We start from the raw sequence: 18,410 nt of genomic DNA, 5'->3' as shown, positions 1-18,410 counted from the left end.
TCGACGCGCGATAACAGACTGCCGCGATCGGCAGCCAGAGGGTCGGGGACAGGGCCATGACAGGCGACTACACACGGTTCACGCACCGCCCGGATCGGCGCTATGCCGGCGTCCTGATGCAGCAGGGCCGGGTCACGCTGGACGCCGACTGGAACGAACAGACGGCGATCACCGCGCGCCAGCTGCGCATCCAGGCGCTCGACACGTTCGGGCCGGCCGCGGTGGCCTGGCTGAACACGCCGGACGCCTTCCTGATCGCGCCGCTCGCCGGACCGCCGGCCGACGTCTCGATCGGGCCCGGCCGGCTCTATCTCGACGGGCTGCTCGCCGAGGCGTTCGAGGCGGAGGCGCCGACCTACCTGTCGCAGCCCTTCCTGCCCGATCCGCCGCCGCTGCCGGCGCAGGGCGACGTCATCGCCTATCTCGACGTCTGGCTGCGCGAGGTGACCTATGTCGAGGACCCGCTGCTGCTGGAGAAGGCGCTGGGCGGGCCCGACACGACGACGCGGGTGCAGCGCGTCTGGCAGGTGAAGTGGGCGGCGGTCGAGGGCGAGGCGGCGTGCGGCGTCGACCTGGACGCAATGTTCCCGCCGTCCGCGGGGCGCCTGACGACCTCGGCCTTCGCGCCGCCGCCGAGCGGCGACCCCTGCATCCTGTCGCCGACCGGCGGCTATCGCGGGCTCGAGAACCGGCTCTACCGGGTCGAGGTGCAGACGCCGGGGCCGCTCGGTACCGCGAAGTTCAAATGGTCGCGCGACAACGGCTCGATCGTCTCGCCGGTGGAGGCGGTCGCGGTCAGCGGCACCGAGACCGTGCTGACCGTGGCGCGCATCGGCCGCGACAAGGTCCTGCGCTTCCGCGCCGACGACTGGGTGACCGTCACCGACGACCATCGCGAGCTGATGGGTGAGCCCGGCGAGATGGCACGGGTCGTCGACACGGACGAGGCGGCGCTGACCATCACGCTGGATCGGGCGCTGCCGACGGGCGGCGGCCGGGCCTTCGGCGCGAACGCGACGGAACTGGCCGAGCGCCATACGCGGGTCCAGCGCTGGGACCAGAATTCCAGCAATGCGACGATCGACGCGGATGGCCTGATCGACGTCGTAGCGGGGCCGATCGCGATCGAGGACGGCGTGAACGTCGCCTTCTCGGTCGATCCGGCCGGCGGCGCGTTCCGCCTCGGCGACTACTGGGTTTTCGCCGCGCGCACGGCAGATGCCTCGGTCGAGATCCTGACGGACGCCCCACCGCGCGGCATCGAGCACCACTATCTGCAGATCGGCGTGATCAGCGGCCTGGGCGGCGCGATGGAGGTGCAGGACTGCCGGCCGCGGCCGCAGGACTGCGCCTGCTGCTGCACCGTCAGCGTCGGCAGCACCGAGAATCAGCAGGGCGACTATCCGACCCTGGCGGCCGCCGTCGCGGCACTGCCGGGTATCGCGCCCGACGAAGAGGTGCCGGTCACCATCTGCCTGCTGCCCGGCATCCACGAGATCGAGGCGCCGGTCGTCATCGACCGCGCCCGCGTCCGGGTCCTCGGCTGCGGACCGGAGTCGCGGCTGAGCATCGGGCGCGGTCCGGGCCTGATGATCGCCGGGGAAGGGGACGTGCTGGAATCCTTCTCGGCGGTGGCGGAGAACGAGGCGCCGATCGTCCTGCTGCGCGGCGAGGGCCAGCGGCTCCTGGACCTGGACCTCTGGAACCAGGGATCCGGTGCGGCCGTATCGGCGGAGGGCGTCACCGACTTCGCCATGGAAGACTGCCGCATCCGCGCATCCGGCGGCGTCCAGCTGCTCGGCGAGCGCATCGTCGTCGCGGGCAACCGCATCGCCGAGGGACCCGTGCGCGTCGCGGAGGGCGCGGACACCGTGCGGATCGAGGACAACGACCTGACCGGCTCGCGCTCCAGCGCCATCCACCTGGGTGGACGCAAGCCGGCCTACGACGTCGAGATCCTGCGCAACCGCATCCGCGGCGCCATGGAGAACGGCATCGCCGGCGGCTTCTTCGATCCCCAGGGGGTCGAGGACGGCATCGTGATGGGGCTGCGGATCGTCGGCAACGAGATCATCGACTGCGTCTCGGAGCAGGTGGAGCGGGAGAACGGAGCACCGTTCGGCGGCATCGTGCTCGGCCGCGTCTACGACCTGGAGATCCACGACAACCGCATCGAGCGCAACGGCGGTCAGGCGCGCGTGGCGGTGTGCGGCATCTTCGCGGCGCACAGCCGCAACGTCCAGATCACCCGCAACCTGCTCCGCGACAACGGCCGCCTGCCCGACGGCGAACTGCTGCCCGGGCCGCAGGCGGGCATCATGCTGCGCAATGCGGGCACGACGGCGGTGATCGACCCGCACGGCAAGGAGAGCGGAACCTTCCGCGTGAGCGCGGTGGCGGCCGTGCGGATCGACGGCAACGTGGTCGAGAGCCGGCGCGGGCCGGCACTCTGGATCGCCGGCATGGGCGCGATGCAGATCCGCGACAACCGGCTCGCCGCCATCGACATCCTCGCCGACCTCCAGGACGAGATCACCGACGCCGCCGACGCCTATGTCGGGAGTGTCTATCTGATGAACCGCGGCCTGCCGGGCTACATGGCCGGCTGGCTCGCGGCGCTGGGCTTCGACGGGCTGAAGGAGGGCTTCACGCTGCAGGGGCAGCCGGTCGAGCGGCTCGTCGTCGGCGGACAGGTGCAGTTCACCGGCAATCAGGTGAGGCTCGATCTCACGGCGCCGACCTCGGAGCTGGCACTCGCCAACATGCTGATCTTCTCGCTCGACGACACCTCGGTGGCCAACAATCAGAGCGAGGGCGTGCTGGGCCGGGACCTGCTGCTGTGCGACCTGCTGAACTTCGCCATCACGACCCGGGTCACCGGCAACGGCTTCATGTCGACGCCGCTGCTCACGGCCTTCTCGATCCTGTCGCTCGGGCTGTTCAACCACTGCACGAACAACCAGGCGACCAGCTGCATCCGGGCCTTCGGCTTCTCGCCGAAATCCTTCATCGGCAACAACGCGGTCATCTGGCCGCACCCGCAATATTGCGCTGAAGACAACATCATCGGGGCGATGTGACCATGGCCAAAGCAGCCAGCAAGACCGTCGGCGGCGCGCGATCCGAGGCGCTCGGCGCCGTGGCCCGCGAGCCGACCGCAGTGGCGACGCTCACCGCCGCCTTCGACCGCATCGAGGACGAGCGCCGCGAGCAGGTGAAGCTCGACGCGGTTCGCACCCGCGCCGAAACCGCGATGCTGACCGAGGAAGTGCAGCGCTTGACCAAGGCGCACGGCAAGGATCACCCGCGCGTCATGCGGGTGACCGCAGCGCTGGAATCGGTCGAGCGGCAGGCGAAATCGGCCGAGGCGCTGGCGCGGCGGATCGAGGCGACGGCGGCTCCCGCCGCCGGTGGCTGGACGGCCACCGGCCGCGTCCGCGAGGCGGCCGGCAAGCCGCTCGCCGGCGTGGAGGTGGGCTTCGTCGCGGCGACCGGCAAGCAAGCGGAACTGGCGCCGGCGACGACGGACGAGGACGGCGAGTTCTATGCGACCTATCCGGCCGACCTGGTGAAGAAGCTGATCGAGGCCAAGGCGCAGTTCTCGCTCGTCGTCCGCCGCGGCCGCACCATCATCCACCGCGACCCGGAGACCTTCATGCTGCAGGCCAACGCCGTCCGGCAGTTCCGCGTCGAGATTCCGTCCGGCAAGGAGCCGCCGCCGAAGGAACCGCCGTCGAAGGTCCCGCCGAAGCAGAGGTGAACGCGGGCAGCCTCAATGCGCGGCCGGAGGCGTGGACGCGGTGACTGACGCTCGCCGCTGGCGCGCTCGCCGGGAGAAGATGTTCAGGACTTCGACCAGGGCCGAGAAGGCCATCGCGGCGTAGATGTAGCCCTTGGGCACGTGGGCGCCGAAGCCGTCGGCGATCAGGGTGGTGCCGATCAGCAGCAGGAAGCCGAGCGCCAGCATCACCACGGTCGGGTTGGCGTGGATGAAGTTGCCGAGCGGATCCGCGGCCAGCAGCATCACGCCGACTGCGACGAGGACCGCGATCACCATGATCGGCACGTGGTCGGTCATGCCGACCGCGGTGATGATGCTGTCGATCGAGAAGACGAGGTCGAGCAGCAGGATCTGGCCGATGGCCGCTGCCGCGGTCATCGTCACCTTGCCGCCGAACATGTCCGGGCCCGGATCCGGGTCGACGCTATGGTGGATCTCCTTCGTCGCCTTCCAGACGAGGAAGAGGCCGCCGGCGATCAGGATGAGGTCGCGCCAGGAGAAGCCGTGGCCGAAGGCGGAGAAGATCGGCTCCGTCAGCTGCACGATGATCGCCACCGTGCCGAGGAGGCCGAGACGCAGCACGAGGGCGCCGCCGATGCCGATGCGCCGGGCTCGCGAGCGCTGCTCTTCGGGCAGTTTGTTGGTCAGGATCGAGATGAAGATGAGGTTGTCGATCCCGAGCACGACCTCCATCACCACCAGGGTGACGAGGGCGATCCACGCGGCGGGATCGCCGGCAAGGGCAATCAGATAGTCCATTTGACGGCACACCCCATCGATTTGCTGCGCGGTTCAACGAGCCCGCGCGGGATTCGATCCTGCCCGGAACGAAAAGAAAAGTCCGCCTCGGCGACGCGAGGCGACAGATGCCGAGCCGCCGTCGCCCGACGCCGTCGTCCCCACGGCCCCGTCCCACGTCTTCGGTCCCACGTCTTCGGTCCCACGTCTTCGGTCCCACGTCTTCGTCTGGCCGGGCCGGCCCTGCGGCCTATCTGGTTAGGACGGCACGGGTGCAGGGACGGTGGGATGCAGTTCGAAATCGACGTGATGACGACGCTGGTCGCGACCATCGTCGTTCTCCTGATCGGCCGTCTCCTCATCGCCCGGGTCGCCCTCCTGCAGCGCTACAACATTCCGGAGCCGGTGGTGGGCGGACTGCTGGCCGCGGCGGCGATCACCGCCGCGCGCGCCGGGCTGGGCGCCGAGATCACGTTCGACATGTCGCTGCAGGCGCCGCTGATGCTGGCGTTCTTCGCCACGATCGGGCTGAGCGCCGACGTGCGCACGCTGCTGCGCGGCGGCCGCAGCGTCGTCGTGTTCCTGCTGGTCGTCGTGGTCATGCTGGCGCTGCAGAACATCGTCGGCGTTGCGGCCGCCTGGGGGCTCGACCTGCATCCGCTCACCGGCCTGCTCGCCGGATCGATCACCATGTCGGGCGGGCACGGCACCGGCGCCGCTTATGCCACCCGCTTCGCCGACGTGGACAATCTGCAGGGGGCGATGGAGCTGGCGATGGCCTGTGCCACCTTCGGGCTCGTCCTCGGCGGCATCGTCGGCGGGCCGGTGGCGCAGCGGCTGATCGCGCGCCACAAGCTGGCGCCCGCCCAGGGCGAGGGCGGCGCCAAGGACGCCGTTCCCGGCGAGATCGCCGCCGCCACGCGCCGCACCCTTTCGCCCGAGACCTTTGCCGAGACGCTGCTGCTGATCGTGCTCTGCATCGTCGCCGGGCGCACCATCGCGGCCCTCCTGGACGGGGCATGGCTGACCCTGCCGGCCTTCGTCTGGACGCTGATGACCGGCGTCGTTCTGCGCAACCTGCTGACGCTGACGGGGCTGCGCCGGGTCGACGACGCGACCGTCGACCTGCTCGGCACGGTGTCGCTGTCGCTCTTCCTCGCCATGGCGCTGATCGCCCTGCGCCTGTGGGAGCTCGTGTCCCTGGCGCTGCCGATCCTGCTGATCCTGACGGCGCAGCTCACGGTCGTGGCGCTCTATACGACCTTCGTCACCTTCCGGGTGATGGGCCGCGACTATGATGCGGCGGTGATGGCGGCCGGCCATTGCGGCTTCGGCATGGGGGCGACGCCGACCGCGATCGCCAACATGCAGGCGGTGACGGCGCGCTACGGCCAGTCGCGGCAGGCCTTCCTGATCATCCCGATCGTCGGCGCCTTCCTGATCGACATCACCAACGCCTTGATCATCCAGGGCTTCCTCGCCCTGCCGATGTTCGGTCTCTGAGCGGGAGGCCGCCATGACCCGCCCGTTCGTCCGCCTCTTCGCCCTTCTGGCCCTGGTTCTGCCGATCGCATTCCTCGGCGCCTGCAGCCCGGCGCCCGACGAAGCCGCGGTGCGCGCCACGGTGCAGGAGCGCCTCGATGCCGCGTTCGCCGACCCGGTCCTGGAGATCGCGGACTTCAAGCGCCTGGGCAGCGGCCCGCTGGCCGACGGCGAGGACGGCGCGGAACGGCGCATCGTCTATTACAACGCCAGCTTCACCCTGTTGCGCGACTATGCGTTCGGCGACTGGGAGGCGCTGAACGCGGCGGCCCTGGCGAGCCTGCTCGGCGCGGCGGACCGCGGGCTGGAAGGGATCCGGCCGGGTGGCAACGCGCGCGGCGACGTGCTGCGGGTGCGCGGTGCGGTGTCGTTCGTGCGCACCGGCGACGGATGGCGTGCGGCGCCCTTCGTGGCGCCGCCGGTCGAGGCGCCGCCACCGCCCGACAATACGGGCCCGCCGGCGCTCGCCCGCAGCCTGATCGAGAGCATCGCCGCACTGTTCGACGACCCGCCCGGCCGGGAGACGGAAGCGCGGGCGATCATCACCGAAGAACTGGCGGCGGCGCACCGGCTGATCAGCCTGCGCCTCGACCGGCTGCAGCGCGCCTTCGTCGTCGCGGGCGGTCCGGCGGGCGGCGAATACGATCTGGTCGCCCGCGCCATCGCCGCCGGTAACGAAGCGGCCGGCATCCGCTCCACCGGCGTCTCGACCCAGGGCAGCGTCGAGAACGTCCAGCTGCTGCTCGACGGTTCGGCCGAGGTGGCGATCCTGCAGAACGACGTGGCGGCCATGGCGGCGACCGGGCAGGGACTGTTCGGCGGTCGCGGACCGGCACCGTCGCTGCGGGCGCTGGGGAGCCTGTTTCCGGAGCCGGTCCATATCGTCGTGCGCGCCGACGGCCCGATCCGCAGTGTCGCCGACCTGCGCGGCCGGCGGGTGGATCTGGGCCTGCCCGACTCCGGGTCGCGTCCGACGGCGCTGGCGGTGCTCGCGGCGCACGGGATCGGCCCGGAGGACCTGGGCACGGCCGGCGGGTCGGGGCCGGTGCGCGCTGCGGCGGCGCTGACCGCCGGCGAGATCGACGCCTTCATCAGCGTCATCACCGCGCCGGCGCGCGTGATCCAGCGCCTGTCGGCACGCACACGGATCCGGCTGCTGCCCCTGGACGCGGCGGCCGTCGCGGCCCTCGCGGCGGAGGATCGCAGCTTCGTCCCGCTGGTCCTGCCGGCCGCCACCTATGCGGGACAGGCCGTCGCGGTGCCAACGGTGGCCGTGACGGCGGTGCTCGCGGCGCGCACCGAGATGCCGGCGGTCGAGGTCGAGGCGGTGCTGCGCACGGTGTTCGAACGGGTCGACTTCGTCGCGGCGGGCAGCGCGGCCGGCGCGCTCGTTTCGGCCCGCCGCGCCCGCACCGGCCTGACGCTGCCCCTGCATCCTGCGGCGGAGGCCTATTTCGCCGCCCGGCTCCCGGAAAAGGGGCGGTAGGGCGGCTGGGCCGGGCCGGGGAGGGTCCGGCGGCGAGGAGCCGGAACTTCCTGATCGAGGAGCGATTATCTCCTGCGAGTACGGCGAGGCGACGTGTGATGCCGGCCGAACAGGAGGAGGCCGGCGTTGCGCGGCACAGGTGACGAAGCGGACGAGGGATGGGCGATCGACAGAGGCGAGCTGCTGGAACTCGTCGTCGAGAGCGCGGCCGATTTCGCGATCTTCACCACCGATCCCGACGGCATCGTCACCAGTTGGAACACGGGTGCCGAACGTTTGGTCGGGTACACCGAGGAGGAGATGCTCGGGCGGCCCGCCGACGCGATCTTCGTGCCGGAGGATCGTGCCTCGGGGGCTCCGGAGCAGGAGCGTCGCATGGCCGTGGCCGAAGGCCGGGCGACCGACGAGCGGTGGCATCTGCGCCGCGACGGCACGCGCTTCTGGGGGTCCGGGCTGCTGATGCCGCTGCGCGGCGGGAACGCCTTGCGCGGCTTCGCCAAGATCGTGCGCGACCGCACCGAGCACCACCTCGTCGGCGAGCGGCTGCGCGAGAGCGAGGCGCGCTTCCGCCTGCTGGCGCGGAGCATTCCGCAGCTGGTCTTCGCCACCCGCGGCAACGGCGACCGAACCTGGGGCAGCCCGCAATGGTGCGACTTCACCGGACTGTCCGAGCCGGACAGTCTGGGATATGGCTGGCTGGACGCCGTGCATCAGGACGACCGCGAGGCGACGGTCGAGGCTTGGCAGGTCGCCCCTGCGGCCGGCGAATATTATGTCGAGCATCGTGTTTTCCGCGCCGCCGACGGCACCTATCGCTGGCACCAGACCCGGGCCAAGCCGCTGGTCGACAGCGGCGTCGGGGGCGAATGGGTCGGCACCTCCACCGACATCCACGAGATCCGCGGGCTGCAGGAGCGTCAGCAGGTCCTGCTGGCCGAGCTGCAGCACCGCACCCGCAACCTGCTCGCCGTGGTTCAGGCGATCGCGCACCAGACGCGGCGGACGAGCGGCTCGCTGGATGATTTCGAGGTCGAATTCGAGAACCGGCTGCGCGCGCTGAGTCGCGTCCAGGGGCTGCTGCCGCATGCCGAGCGGGGCGTGGTCGACCTGCGCACGTTGGTCGAGGCGGAACTTGCAGCCCTGGGCGGCAACACCGACATCGCGGGCAAGGTGACCGTGGGGGGACCCACCGTGGGCCTGCCCGCCGGTGCGATCCAGGCCCTGGCGCTCGCTCTGCATGAACTCGCCACCAATGCGGTGAAATATGGAGCGCTCGGTCAGCCGTCCGGGAAACTGACGGTGACGTGGCGGGTCGCCGCGGAAAGCGACCAGTCCTGGGTGGAGCTGGACTGGCGCGAGGCGGGCGTCCGCATGCCGCCGGCCGAAACGCCCCGGCGGCGCGGCTACGGCAGCGAACTGATCGAGCGGGCCTTGCGCTACCAGTTGCGGGCCCGGACGCGGCTGGATTTCCGGAACGACGGGGTCCGGTGCTCGATCTCCATTCCAGTTCCGGCGAACGAGGGGGGACGGCCGTGACGATGCGAAAGAGCGACGGCCTCCAGGAGCGCCGTGTGCTGGTGGTGGAAGACGATTACCTGATCGCCAGCAGCCTCGCCGGGACGTTGGAGACGCACGGCGCCGAGGTGATCGGCCCGGCCGCTTCGGTCCAGGAGGCCCTGCAGCTGATGGCCGGAGAGGCGCGGCTCGATGCTGCGGTGCTGGACGTCAATCTGGCCGGCGACCGGGTCTACAGGGTGGCGGACGCCCTGTTGGCGCGCGACGTGCCCTTCGCCTTCGCTACCGGCTATGACGCCTGGATCATCCCCGACGTCTATGCCGGGGTACCGCGCATGGAGAAGCCGGTGGACCCGGAAGCGCTGATCCGGACCCTCGCCGCGGAGGTGGCGCGGCGGGCATAGCGTGCGGGGGCCGCGAGCCCCGGCGTCATGGCGCCGCGGCGCGGGCGATGCCGTCGCGGGGCGGTTGCGCGGGCGGGCCGGCCGTGCAAGATCGGGCGCGGATCGCACGACGAATGTCGCCCAGCAGGAGCACGCCCATGGATTTCGCCTATACGGACAAGGTCAAGGAGCTGCAGCAGCGGCTCACCGACTTCATGGCGAAGGAGATCGTGCCGCGCGACCATTCCTGGCACCAGCAGGCGGAAGCCGGGCAGTTCCCGCCCGACTTCTACTGGGACCTGAAGGAGAAGGCGTTCGAGCAGGGCCTGTGGAACATGTTCCTGCCGGGCCTGAAGGACGACGAGCCGGGCACGCGCTGCACCAACCTGGAATATGCGCCGCTGGCCGAGATCATGGGGCGCGTCTACTGGTCGCCCGAGATCTTCAACTGCAACGCGCCGGACACGGGCAACACCGAGATCTTCCACATGTTCGGCACGCCCGAGCAGAAGGAGAAATATCTGAAGCCGCTGCTGCACGGCAAGATCCGCTCGGCCTTCTGCATGACCGAGCCCGAGGTCGCCTCCTCCGACGCGACCAACGTGCAGACCTCGATCCGCCGCGAGGGCGACGAGTGGGTGATCAACGGCCGCAAGTGGTTCATCACCAACGCCGCGCACCCGCTGCTGGGCGTCATGATCGTCATGGGCGTCACCAGCCCCGACGCCGAGGTGCACCGGCGCCAGAGCATGGTGCTGGTCGATCCCGGCACGCCGGGCGTCACGATCGCGCGCAACATCCCGGTGATGCACCACATCTCGCCCGAGGGCCATTGCGAGGTGGTGTTCGAGAACGTCCGCGTGCCGGCGTCGAACATCCTGGGCGAGGAGGGGGCGGGCTTCGCCATCGCCCAGGCGCGGCTCGGGCCGGGACGCATCCACCACTGCATGCGCACCATCGGCCAGTGCGAGGTGGCGCTGGAGCTGATGATCGACCGCGGCCTGAACCGCAAGACCTTCGGCAAGCGCACCATCGACCACGACACGGTGCGCGAGGCGGTGGCCCTGTCGCGCATCGAGATCGACCAGGCGCGCCTGCTGGTGCTGCGCGCGGCGTGGCGCATCGACCAGGAGGGCAACAAGGCGGCGCGCGACGACGTCTCGGCGATCAAGGTCGTGGCGGCGCGCCTGCAGACGACGGTGACCAACCGGGCGATGCAGGTGTTCGGCGCGATGGGCCTGACCCCCGATACGCCGATCTCCTATCTCTGGACCTGGGGCCGCGCGCTGCAGTTCATCGACGGACCCGACGAGGTGCACCTGCGCACCATCGCCCGCGGCGTCGTCCGCCGGCAGGAGCAGAACGGCATGAGCCGCGTCATGCCGCACTCGTTCAAGCAGAGCGCGTTGTTAGGCTGAGCCGCTGCCTCCTGTTTCACCGCCGTGCCCGCGTCACTGTCATGCCCGGACTTGATCCGGGCATCCAGGGCCGCGGCCCGAGCGCCCGCCCTGGATTGCCGGGACGAGCCCGGCAATGACAGTGAAGAGGATCGGTGCGATTCCCGTCTGCTTCCCCGGACGCGCAGCGATCCGGCGTCCATGGTCGTGCCGCATCGCCGCCGACAGGCCCGGGCGGAAGGGTGGACCCCGGATCTTCGCTGCGCTCCGTCCGGGGAAGCAAAGGGGGCGGGGACCGACCTCGTGCTTCGAGACGGCCGCTGCGCGGCCTCCTCAGCATGAGGCCACTGTGTCCGCCGGGTAGAACAACCGCGTCCTGAGCCTGAGCGCTTGCCGTGGGTTGCCGGGTCGAGCCCGGCAATGACAGTGACGAGGATCGGTGCGGTTCTCGTCGGCTCCCCCGGACGCGTAGCGATCCGGGGTCCATGGTCGTGCCGCATCGCCGCCGACGTCCGGGCGGAAGGGTAGACCCCGGATCTTCGCTGCGCTCCGTCCGGGGAAGCAAAGGGGGGACCGGCCTCGTGCTTCGAGATGGCCGCTGCGCGGTTTCCTCAGCATGAGGCCTACTGTGTCCGTCGGGTAGGACAACCGCGTCAGCGGGCGTCTCGAAGGGCGGGGGTGGCCGGTCCACAGGGACGCCCCAGCCGCCGGTTGCCACCTTGCGTGGCGGGGCGGCGGTGGTAAGGTTCGCGCGGCTGCGCCGGCACCCCGTGCCGGCGGTTTTCTACTGCGCGCGATAGACTCCGAGGGAGCTCCAGGAATGGCGAAGATCAAGGTCGTAAACCCCGTCGTCGAACTCGACGGCGACGAGATGACGCGGATCATCTGGCACTTCATCCGGGAGAAGCTGATCCTGCCCTATCTCGACATCGACCTGAAGTATTACGACCTGGGCATGGAGAAGCGCGACGAGACGGACGACCAGATCACGGTCGACGCCGCGAACGCGATCAAGAAGTACGGCGTCGGCGTCAAGTGCGCGACGATCACCCCGGACGAGCAGCGGGTCGAGGAATTCGGCCTGAAGCAGATGTGGAAGTCGCCGAACGGCACGCTGCGCAACATCATCGGCGGCACGATCTTCCGCGAGCCGATCATCTGCAAGAACGTGCCGCGCCTCGTGCCGGGCTGGACCCAGCCGATGGTCATCGGCCGCCACGCCTTCGGCGACCAGTATCGCGCGACGGACTTCGTCGTGAAGGGTGCGGGCAAGCTGACCGTGACGTTCCAGCCGGCCGACGGCAGCCCCGCCGAGGTGCGCGAAGTCTTCGACTTCCCGGGCGGCGGCGTGGCGATGACCATGTACAACCTGGACGAGTCGATCGCCGGCTTCGCCCGGTCGTCGTTCAACTACGGCCTGCAGCGCGGCTATCCGGTCTATCTGTCGACCAAGAACACGATCCTCAAATATTACGACGGCCGCTTCAAGGACATCTTCCAGGAGATCTTCGACAAGGAGTTCGCCGACCAGTTCAAGGCGAAGGGCCTAACCTACGAGCATCGCCTGATCGACGACATGGTCGCGGCGGCACTGAAGTGGTCCGGCGGGTTCGTCTGGGCCTGTAAGAACTACGACGGCGACGTGCAGTCGGACACGGTGGCGCAGGGCTTCGGCTCGCTGGGCCTGATGACCTCGGTCCTGCTGACGCCGGACGGAAAGACGGTCGAGGCCGAGGCGGCGCATGGCACGGTGACGCGCCACTACCGCCAGCACCAGCAGGGCAAGGAGACGTCGACCAACCCGATCGCGTCGATCTTCGCCTGGACACGTGGCCTGAACTATCGCGGCCAGTTCGACGGCACGCCGGACGTCAGCCACTTCGCCGAGACGCTGGAGAAGGTCTGCATCGATACGGTCGAATCCGGCTACATGACCAAGGACCTGGCGCTGCTCGTCGGCCCTGACCAGAAGTGGCTGACCACGACCCAGTTCCTCGACAAGCTGGACGAGAACCTGAAGAAGGCGCTCGCCTGATCGTCCTTACCCCGTGTCGTGCCCGGACTTGATCCGGGCACCCGGGGCCGGAGACGCGGCCGTGAATCGCCGGGTCGAGCCCGGCGATGACAGTGGGAGTGGCGAGACCTACAGCAGGTTCTTGAAGATGTTGCTGCGCAGGATCGTCGGCTCGATGACGACGATCAGCGTCTCGCCGTCCTTGAGGTAAGCGCCGCCGGCCGGCGTTCCGGTCGGCAGGCTGAGGTCGCGGCTGGACCGCGGCGGCGCCTGGAGTTCGTGGGCGTTCTGCTGGTTCAGCACGACGATCCGAGTGACCGGCTGGTACCGGTCGCTGCGGTCGAGATCGACGAACAGCCGTTCTTCGCCGAGATAGGCGGTCCCGACCCGGTCGCGCTCCTGGATGTCGTCCAGGCTGTAGCGGTGCTGGAAGAGTCCGCCAACCACCGGCGCGCCGCTGAGCCGCAGCCGGTTCTGGTCGATCGTGGCGACCCCGTCGGCCGCCGATGCGGCCAGGGTGCCCCGCCCGGTGCGGATGACCACCTCGCGAACCTGTGCCGTCTCGCCGCTACCGGTCAGCAGCGGGATCGTGCCTTCGTGCGCCCGCTTGAAATAGTTGAGTTCGACGCCCTGCGGATCGTCGTGCGAGGTGCCCGACGGCGCCGCTGTCCCGGCGCTCCGCCCGCCGAGGCCGTCCCCGGTGCAGGCGCTGGCCGCGAGGGCCGCCGACAAAGCGAGCATGGGCAATCTGGGCATCGGACTCTCCCGCCGCGGACGTGTCGCTCCGCAAGGATGAGATGGGGACGCCGACGCCGCTCGGCATCCGTCGGATCGCACGCAGGGCGCCGATGCGGCGATGCGTGCCGCGTCCTGTCGTGCTACCTTCGGCAGCATCGACAGGGCAGAGGAGCATCCCGCGTGAGCGTTCGCTATCATCTGGTGAGTTCGATCACCTGACCCTGGGTACAGCGGGCCGTGATTGCCCTGCGTGCCAAAGGGGTCGCCTTCGAGACGACCTATATCGACCTTCGCGACAAGCCGGACTGGTTCCTGCGAATCTCGCCGCACGGCAAGGTCCCCGTGCTTCGGGTCGACGACGTCCCGCTCTTCGAATCCAACGCCATCGCCGAATATCTCGACGAGACGGTGTCGCCGCGGCTGCACCCGGAGGATCCACTGAAGCGGGCCCGCAACCGGGCCTGGACGGACTTCGTGCCCGACTTCGCACGTGCCCTGAGCGGCGTCTACTACGCCACCTCCGAGGCGGCGATGCAGGAAGGGCTGAAGTCTGCGCCATCGGCCCTCGGGCGGGTAGAGAAGGCGTTGGCGGAGGAGCGGGGCAACGACGGCCCCTACTTCAACGGCGAGCGGTTGAGTCTCGTCGATGCCGCCTACGCGCCGTTCCTGCAGCGCTTCGGTCTGGTCGAGCGGCGGCTGCAGAGCGGCCTGCTCGGCCCGTTCGCGCTGATCCGCGCCTGGTCGGAAGCGCTGCTTGCCGACGAAACCGTCCGCGGCTCCGTGCCGGACGGCTTCGAGGAGGCCTTCGTCGCGACGCTTACGCGGCGCGGCGCCCACGCCGCGACCCTGCTCCGCTGACGCGGGGGAGGGCGCGGGGAGCGGGGGTCACTTCGGCAGCAGGAGGTAGTAGCCGCCGCGCGACTTCATGCGCCCGGCGGCGGCCTCGGCCTCGGCGCCGGCGCCCCAAAACAGGTCGCCGCGGACGGGGCCCCGGATCGCGCCGCCGGTGTCCTGGGCGACCAGCAGGCGGCGGATCGGGCGGTCGTCCGTCAGTGGATGGTCGGCGTCCAGCCAGACCGGCACGCCATAGGGTACGAAGCGCGGATCCACGGCGAGGCTGCGGCCGGGGGTGAGGGGGGCGCCCTGCGCGCCGATCGGACCCTCGCCCGACAGCTCGCGGAAGAAGACGTAGGACGGATTGCGCCGCATCAGGGCGGGCGCTTCGTCGGGGTTGGCGCGCATCCAGTCGCGGATGGCCTGGAGCGACATGTCTTCCTTGGCGACGGCACCGCGCTCGATCAGGTCGCGACCCACCGCGAAGTAGCGATGGCCGTTCTGCGCGGCGTAGCCGACCCGCACCGCGCCGCCGTCGGGAAGCACGACGCGACCCGACCCCTGGATGTGCAGGAAGAAGGCCGCGACCGGGTCGTCCACCCAGAGCAGTTCGAGGCCGCGCCCGTCGAGAGCGCCGGTCTCGATCGCAGCCCGGTCTGCATAGGGGCGGAGCGCGCCGTCGACGATGCGGCCCGCAATCCGCTCGCCCTTGAGGCTGTCGCGGAAGGCGCCGAGATCGACGGTCACGAGATCCGGCGGGCGCTTCATGAGGGGGATCGTGTAGGGACCCTGCCGGGTCCGCGATCCGCGCAGCTCCGGCTCGTAATAGCCGGTGAACAGTCCTTCGGCCTCGTCGCCGTTCGCCGCACGCCAGGGGCGGAAGCGATCCTCGAAGAAGCGGCGGGCCGCTGCGGCGTCGGCGGGCTTCGCGGCCGCGGCCTCGCGACAGATCGCCTGCCACCGGCCGGCGCTGCCGAACTCGCGCAGGTCGCCCATCGCGCGGTCGGCGGGCAGGCCGGCCATGCGGCTGCAGGAGCGGAGGAAGGCGCCGAGCGCCTTGCGGGGATCGTCGGCGCCCCAGCCCGGAAGGGCGTCAAAGCCGACGGCCGCCAGCGTCAGCCGGTCCGGTTGTTCGGGGGCGGTCGTCTCGGTCTGCTGCTCCCTGCCGCAGGCGACGGCGAGACACAGAAGCGACAGCGCCGCGAGGCGCCGCAGCCCCCGGATCGCGAACGGCATCGGGGAACGACCTATTCGGGCGTGCGGGTGGCGATCAGGTACCAGTTGGGATCCTGCGAGCGGATGTCGCGCGCGAAGGTCCAGATGTCCGTCACCTCGTCGACCAGATCGGTGCGGCCGGAGACCACCTCGCCCTCGCCGTCACGGGTGACGTTCACCTGCTCGGAGACGAACTTCACGGTGATGTGCGCCTCGCGTTCGTCGATGCCGGCACCGACGATGTCCACCGACTTCACGCCCACCAGGGTGGAATCGAGCGCATGTCCCGCGGCTTCACGCTCACGGATGACGCTCTCCAGATTGGCATAGACCTCGCCGCTGGTGAGCGGCCGCAGGGTGTCGCGATCGCCGTTGGCGAAGGCGGTGACGATCATCTCGAACGCCGCGCGGGCGCCCTTGAGGAACTCGGCTTCGCTGAAGGCGGGTGCGGCGATCTTGATCTGGGCCAGCCCGGCCGCCGCGGGAGAATCGGCCGCGACGGTCGACTTGCTGCGGTCCGGCAGCGCGACCACATTGTCGTTCGCTCGCGAGTCGGCGGCAGGTTTCCCATAGCCGGCGTTGCGGGGCCGCTCGTTGCCGGTACGACGGCCGAGCACACTCCGCAGGCGCAGCACAAGAAAGGCGGCGACCATCGCGAAGAAGATGATGTCGACGAAGGGAAATCCGCCTTCCATTACGACCGCTCCGGTGGGACGGTGTCGTTCGGGGGACGCCCGAGAAATCCGGCGCCGGCAACCAGAACGCCCGTTGCCTTGCATGCCGAGACGACAGGCCGGCAGTGCGGACGACTAGGGCTCGAAGAGACATAAGTGGTCGCCCCGGAAAGGGCAAGGATGGCATACGCAGTGCTCTTGGCGTTCGTCGCCGTACCGATCATCGAGATCGCGATTTTTATCCAGGTCGGCGGACTGATCGGCCTGTTCCCCACCCTGCTGATCGTGCTGGCCACGGCCGTCGCCGGTACGGCGCTGCTGCGATCCCAGGGCTTCCGGGCGCTGCAGAGTGCCCGCGCCACCCTGGACCGCGGGGGATTTCCGGCGCGTGAGCTGTTCGACGGGGTGTGCATCCTGATCGGCGGCGTGCTGCTGCTGACGCCGGGCTTCTTCACCGATGCCGTCGGCCTGCTTCTGCTGCTGCCGCCGGTTCGCGAGGTACTGCGAGCCTATGCGATGCGGCACGTCACTCTGCGGCCGGGGCCGGGCATGACGGGCGGCTTCGGCGGCGGTGGCGGCCCCGACCCGGGGCCCTTCGGCGGTACCCCCGGCGGCAGCCCCTGGGGGCGGGGGGCGGGGGCAGCGCGTGACGACCGCACCGGGCCGATCATCGAAGGCGACTTCGACGAGGTCGATCCGCGGGAGCCGCCGCGCCGGCCCGACGACGAGCCGCCCCGGCGGGACCTGCCGGACCGCTAGATCGCACCCATTCGACGGGAGCCGGTCAGGCCGCGGATACGACCCGCGGGCTGCGGCGCGGCATCGGCGCGGGAGCCTCCGGGGTTTCTCGCCGGACCGGGGCGGCGGTGGTGGTGACGGCGAGGTTGCGGAAACGCCGAAGTTCCTCGGTGAGCGCTTCCGAATGGTCGCGCTGCGCGTCCGCGATGGAATCCAGGCGCCGCCGCACGCCGAACACGGAGAAGGGCACGCAGGCCCAGAGGCCCGCCACCGCGACGATGGCCGCCTGGATCAGGATGTCGCCGAAGCCGGCGTGGATGACGGTGAGGGTGGTGGCATGGTCCATCGTGGGTACTCCGTCTGCGCTGTCGTGGCGGGCTAAGCAATCGACGGACCAAATGGGCCGGCACGGGAACCGTTGGATTCCCGCGCTGTTCTCCCTCTCAACCGACTTCCGGCGGCGCGGATCGCGTCGCAGATTGCAACGCTCCATGCGACGCGGCCGACATCCAACCCCGCGGCTGGACGTCCACGGCGATCCTCGATGTCCATCAACCCGGCATACCGACTGATGCACGGCCGCCCGATCATGGCGCGCCCGCCTTGGTACGGACCCGATCCACTGACGAACCGCACCGCCGGCCATCCCCGCTGCGACTGCCAACGCGACGGGGAGCCGCTCGGCGGGTCGGTGCCGGAGGGTCGCGAGACCGGCGAGGCGCCCCCGATGGCCACGGAGGCGCCAGCGGCACTGCGCACCTCCCGCCCGTCGGCGGTGCAGCGCGAGGTGAGCCCCTATCTGCTACGCCGTCTCCGGTCGCTGGAGGAGGTGTTGCAGCAGCGCGCCGGCAACAGCGCCAAGGAAGACGAGTGATCGGCTGCCGGACTCAGCCGTCGCGTGCGGCGGCGAGCACTTCCTCCACATGGCCCGGCACCTTCACCTTGCGCCAGACGGCCTTGAGCTGCCCGGTCTCGTCGATCAGGAAGGTCGATCGGTCGACGCCCATATACTTGCGGCCGTACATGCTCTTCTCGACCCAGGAGCCGTAGGCCTCGGCGACGGCATGCTCGGCGTCGGAGCCCAGCGTGAAGGGCAGCTGGTACTTCGCCTTGAACTTGTCGTGCGACGCGACGCCGTCCGGTGAGACCCCGATCAGCACCGTGTTGGCCGCCTCGAAATCCGCGATGCTGTCGCGGAAGCCGCAGGCCTCCTTGGTGCAGCCGGGGGTGTCGTCCTTCGGGTAGAAATACAGCACCACCTTCTTGCCGCGCAGGCCGTCCAGCGAGACCTCGCCGCCGCCGTCGGTCTTCATCGTGAATGCCGGTGCGGGCTTGCCGGGTTCGACGCTCATCCC

The 18,410-nt window shown here is 70.1% G+C and carries 17 protein-coding genes; 11 read left to right on the top strand and 6 right to left on the bottom strand.

All coding sequences use genetic code 11. The features are described from left to right. The first annotated feature begins 56 nt into the window (after positions 1 to 56). Together ABIE65_RS16550 and ABIE65_RS16545 are read left to right on the top strand one after the other, a co-directional pair. On the top strand, positions 57 to 3,080 hold the full coding sequence (locus ABIE65_RS16550; protein WP_354079133.1) for a DUF6519 domain-containing protein: 3,024 nt from the start codon (positions 57 to 59) through the stop codon (positions 3,078 to 3,080). Positions 3,081 to 3,082: 2 nt separating this feature from the next. Beyond that, the gene (locus ABIE65_RS16545) at positions 3,083 to 3,760 is read left to right on the top strand and encodes a hypothetical protein (protein ID WP_354079131.1); all 678 of its coding nucleotides are present in this window, start codon (positions 3,083 to 3,085) and stop codon (positions 3,758 to 3,760) included. Between the two features lie 12 nt (positions 3,761 to 3,772). Here ABIE65_RS16545 and ABIE65_RS16540 read toward each other — a convergent pair whose 3' ends face one another. Then, positions 3,773 to 4,540 (bottom strand): TerC family protein, encoded by a 768-nt coding sequence (locus tag ABIE65_RS16540; RefSeq protein ID WP_354079129.1) that lies wholly within the window; start codon positions 4,538 to 4,540, stop codon positions 3,773 to 3,775. A 267-nt stretch (positions 4,541 to 4,807) separates the two neighbouring features. On the opposite strand from ABIE65_RS16540, the gene gltS reads away from it, so the two are divergent. The 6 genes from gltS (at position 4,808) to ABIE65_RS16510 (ending at position 12,877) form a co-directional block, all read left to right on the top strand. Further along, positions 4,808 to 6,022, top strand: coding sequence for a sodium/glutamate symporter (gene gltS / locus ABIE65_RS16535; protein WP_354079127.1), 1,215 nt, complete (start codon positions 4,808 to 4,810; stop codon positions 6,020 to 6,022). 13 nt (positions 6,023 to 6,035) lie between these two features. Further along, entirely contained in the window at positions 6,036 to 7,547 is a 1,512-nt protein-coding gene (locus ABIE65_RS16530) for a TAXI family TRAP transporter solute-binding subunit (protein ID WP_354079125.1), read from the top strand. Between the two features lie 126 nt (positions 7,548 to 7,673). Continuing rightward, the gene (locus ABIE65_RS16525; RefSeq protein ID WP_354079124.1) at positions 7,674 to 9,083 is read left to right on the top strand and encodes a PAS domain-containing HWE histidine kinase family protein; all 1,410 of its coding nucleotides are present in this window, start codon (positions 7,674 to 7,676) and stop codon (positions 9,081 to 9,083) included. A 2-nt stretch (positions 9,084 to 9,085) separates the two neighbouring features. Continuing rightward, positions 9,086 to 9,466, top strand: a complete 381-nt coding sequence (locus ABIE65_RS16520; RefSeq protein WP_354079123.1) for a response regulator — start codon at positions 9,086 to 9,088, stop codon at positions 9,464 to 9,466. Between the two features lie 137 nt (positions 9,467 to 9,603). Continuing rightward, entirely contained in the window at positions 9,604 to 10,863 is a 1,260-nt protein-coding gene (locus ABIE65_RS16515) for an acyl-CoA dehydrogenase family protein (protein ID WP_354079122.1), read from the top strand. A gap of 799 nt (positions 10,864 to 11,662) precedes the next feature. Continuing rightward, complete coding sequence (locus tag ABIE65_RS16510) at positions 11,663 to 12,877, top strand: NADP-dependent isocitrate dehydrogenase (protein WP_354079121.1); 1,215 nt, start codon at positions 11,663 to 11,665, stop codon at positions 12,875 to 12,877. Positions 12,878 to 12,985: 108 nt separating this feature from the next. Here the strand turns inward: ABIE65_RS16510 and ABIE65_RS16505 are convergent, their stop codons facing one another. Next, on the bottom strand, positions 12,986 to 13,612 hold the full coding sequence (locus tag ABIE65_RS16505; protein WP_354079120.1) for a hypothetical protein: 627 nt from the start codon (positions 13,610 to 13,612) through the stop codon (positions 12,986 to 12,988). A gap of 162 nt (positions 13,613 to 13,774) precedes the next feature. Here ABIE65_RS16505 and ABIE65_RS16500 point away from each other — a divergent pair, with 162 nt between their 5' ends. Beyond that, positions 13,775 to 14,452, top strand: coding sequence for a glutathione S-transferase family protein (locus ABIE65_RS16500; protein ID WP_354079119.1), 678 nt, complete (start codon positions 13,775 to 13,777; stop codon positions 14,450 to 14,452). Positions 14,453 to 14,479: 27 nt separating this feature from the next. Here ABIE65_RS16500 and mltA read toward each other — a convergent pair whose 3' ends face one another. Further along, positions 14,480 to 15,664 carry a murein transglycosylase A gene (gene mltA / locus ABIE65_RS16495; RefSeq protein WP_354079118.1) on the bottom strand — a complete coding sequence of 395 codons (1,185 nt, stop codon included), beginning with the start codon at positions 15,662 to 15,664 and terminating at the stop codon, positions 14,480 to 14,482. An 11-nt stretch (positions 15,665 to 15,675) separates the two neighbouring features. Further along, the gene (locus ABIE65_RS16490; protein WP_354079117.1) at positions 15,676 to 16,338 is read right to left on the bottom strand and encodes a Tim44/TimA family putative adaptor protein; all 663 of its coding nucleotides are present in this window, start codon (positions 16,336 to 16,338) and stop codon (positions 15,676 to 15,678) included. A 159-nt stretch (positions 16,339 to 16,497) separates the two neighbouring features. Between ABIE65_RS16490 and ABIE65_RS16485 the strand changes: the two genes are divergently transcribed. Further along, complete coding sequence (locus ABIE65_RS16485) at positions 16,498 to 17,076, top strand: FxsA family protein (RefSeq protein WP_354079115.1); 579 nt, start codon at positions 16,498 to 16,500, stop codon at positions 17,074 to 17,076. A 25-nt stretch (positions 17,077 to 17,101) separates the two neighbouring features. Here the strand turns inward: ABIE65_RS16485 and ABIE65_RS16480 are convergent, their stop codons facing one another. After that, positions 17,102 to 17,401 carry a hypothetical protein gene (locus ABIE65_RS16480; protein ID WP_354079114.1) on the bottom strand — a complete coding sequence of 100 codons (300 nt, stop codon included), beginning with the start codon at positions 17,399 to 17,401 and terminating at the stop codon, positions 17,102 to 17,104. 198 nt (positions 17,402 to 17,599) lie between these two features. Between ABIE65_RS16480 and ABIE65_RS16475 the strand changes: the two genes are divergently transcribed. Beyond that, entirely contained in the window at positions 17,600 to 17,929 is a 330-nt protein-coding gene (locus tag ABIE65_RS16475; protein ID WP_354079113.1) for a hypothetical protein, read from the top strand. Between the two features lie 13 nt (positions 17,930 to 17,942). Here the strand turns inward: ABIE65_RS16475 and bcp are convergent, their stop codons facing one another. Continuing rightward, positions 17,943 to 18,407: a thioredoxin-dependent thiol peroxidase gene (bcp, locus tag ABIE65_RS16470; protein WP_354079112.1), complete on the bottom strand. Its 465-nt coding sequence runs from the start codon at positions 18,405 to 18,407 to the stop codon at positions 17,943 to 17,945. Positions 18,408 to 18,410: the final 3 nt, after the last annotated feature.

The organism is Constrictibacter sp. MBR-5 (assembly GCF_040549485.1).
Classification (GTDB): domain Bacteria; phylum Pseudomonadota; class Alphaproteobacteria; order JAJUGE01; family JAJUGE01; genus Constrictibacter.
This window is presented reverse-complemented; position numbering and strand designations above follow the sequence as displayed.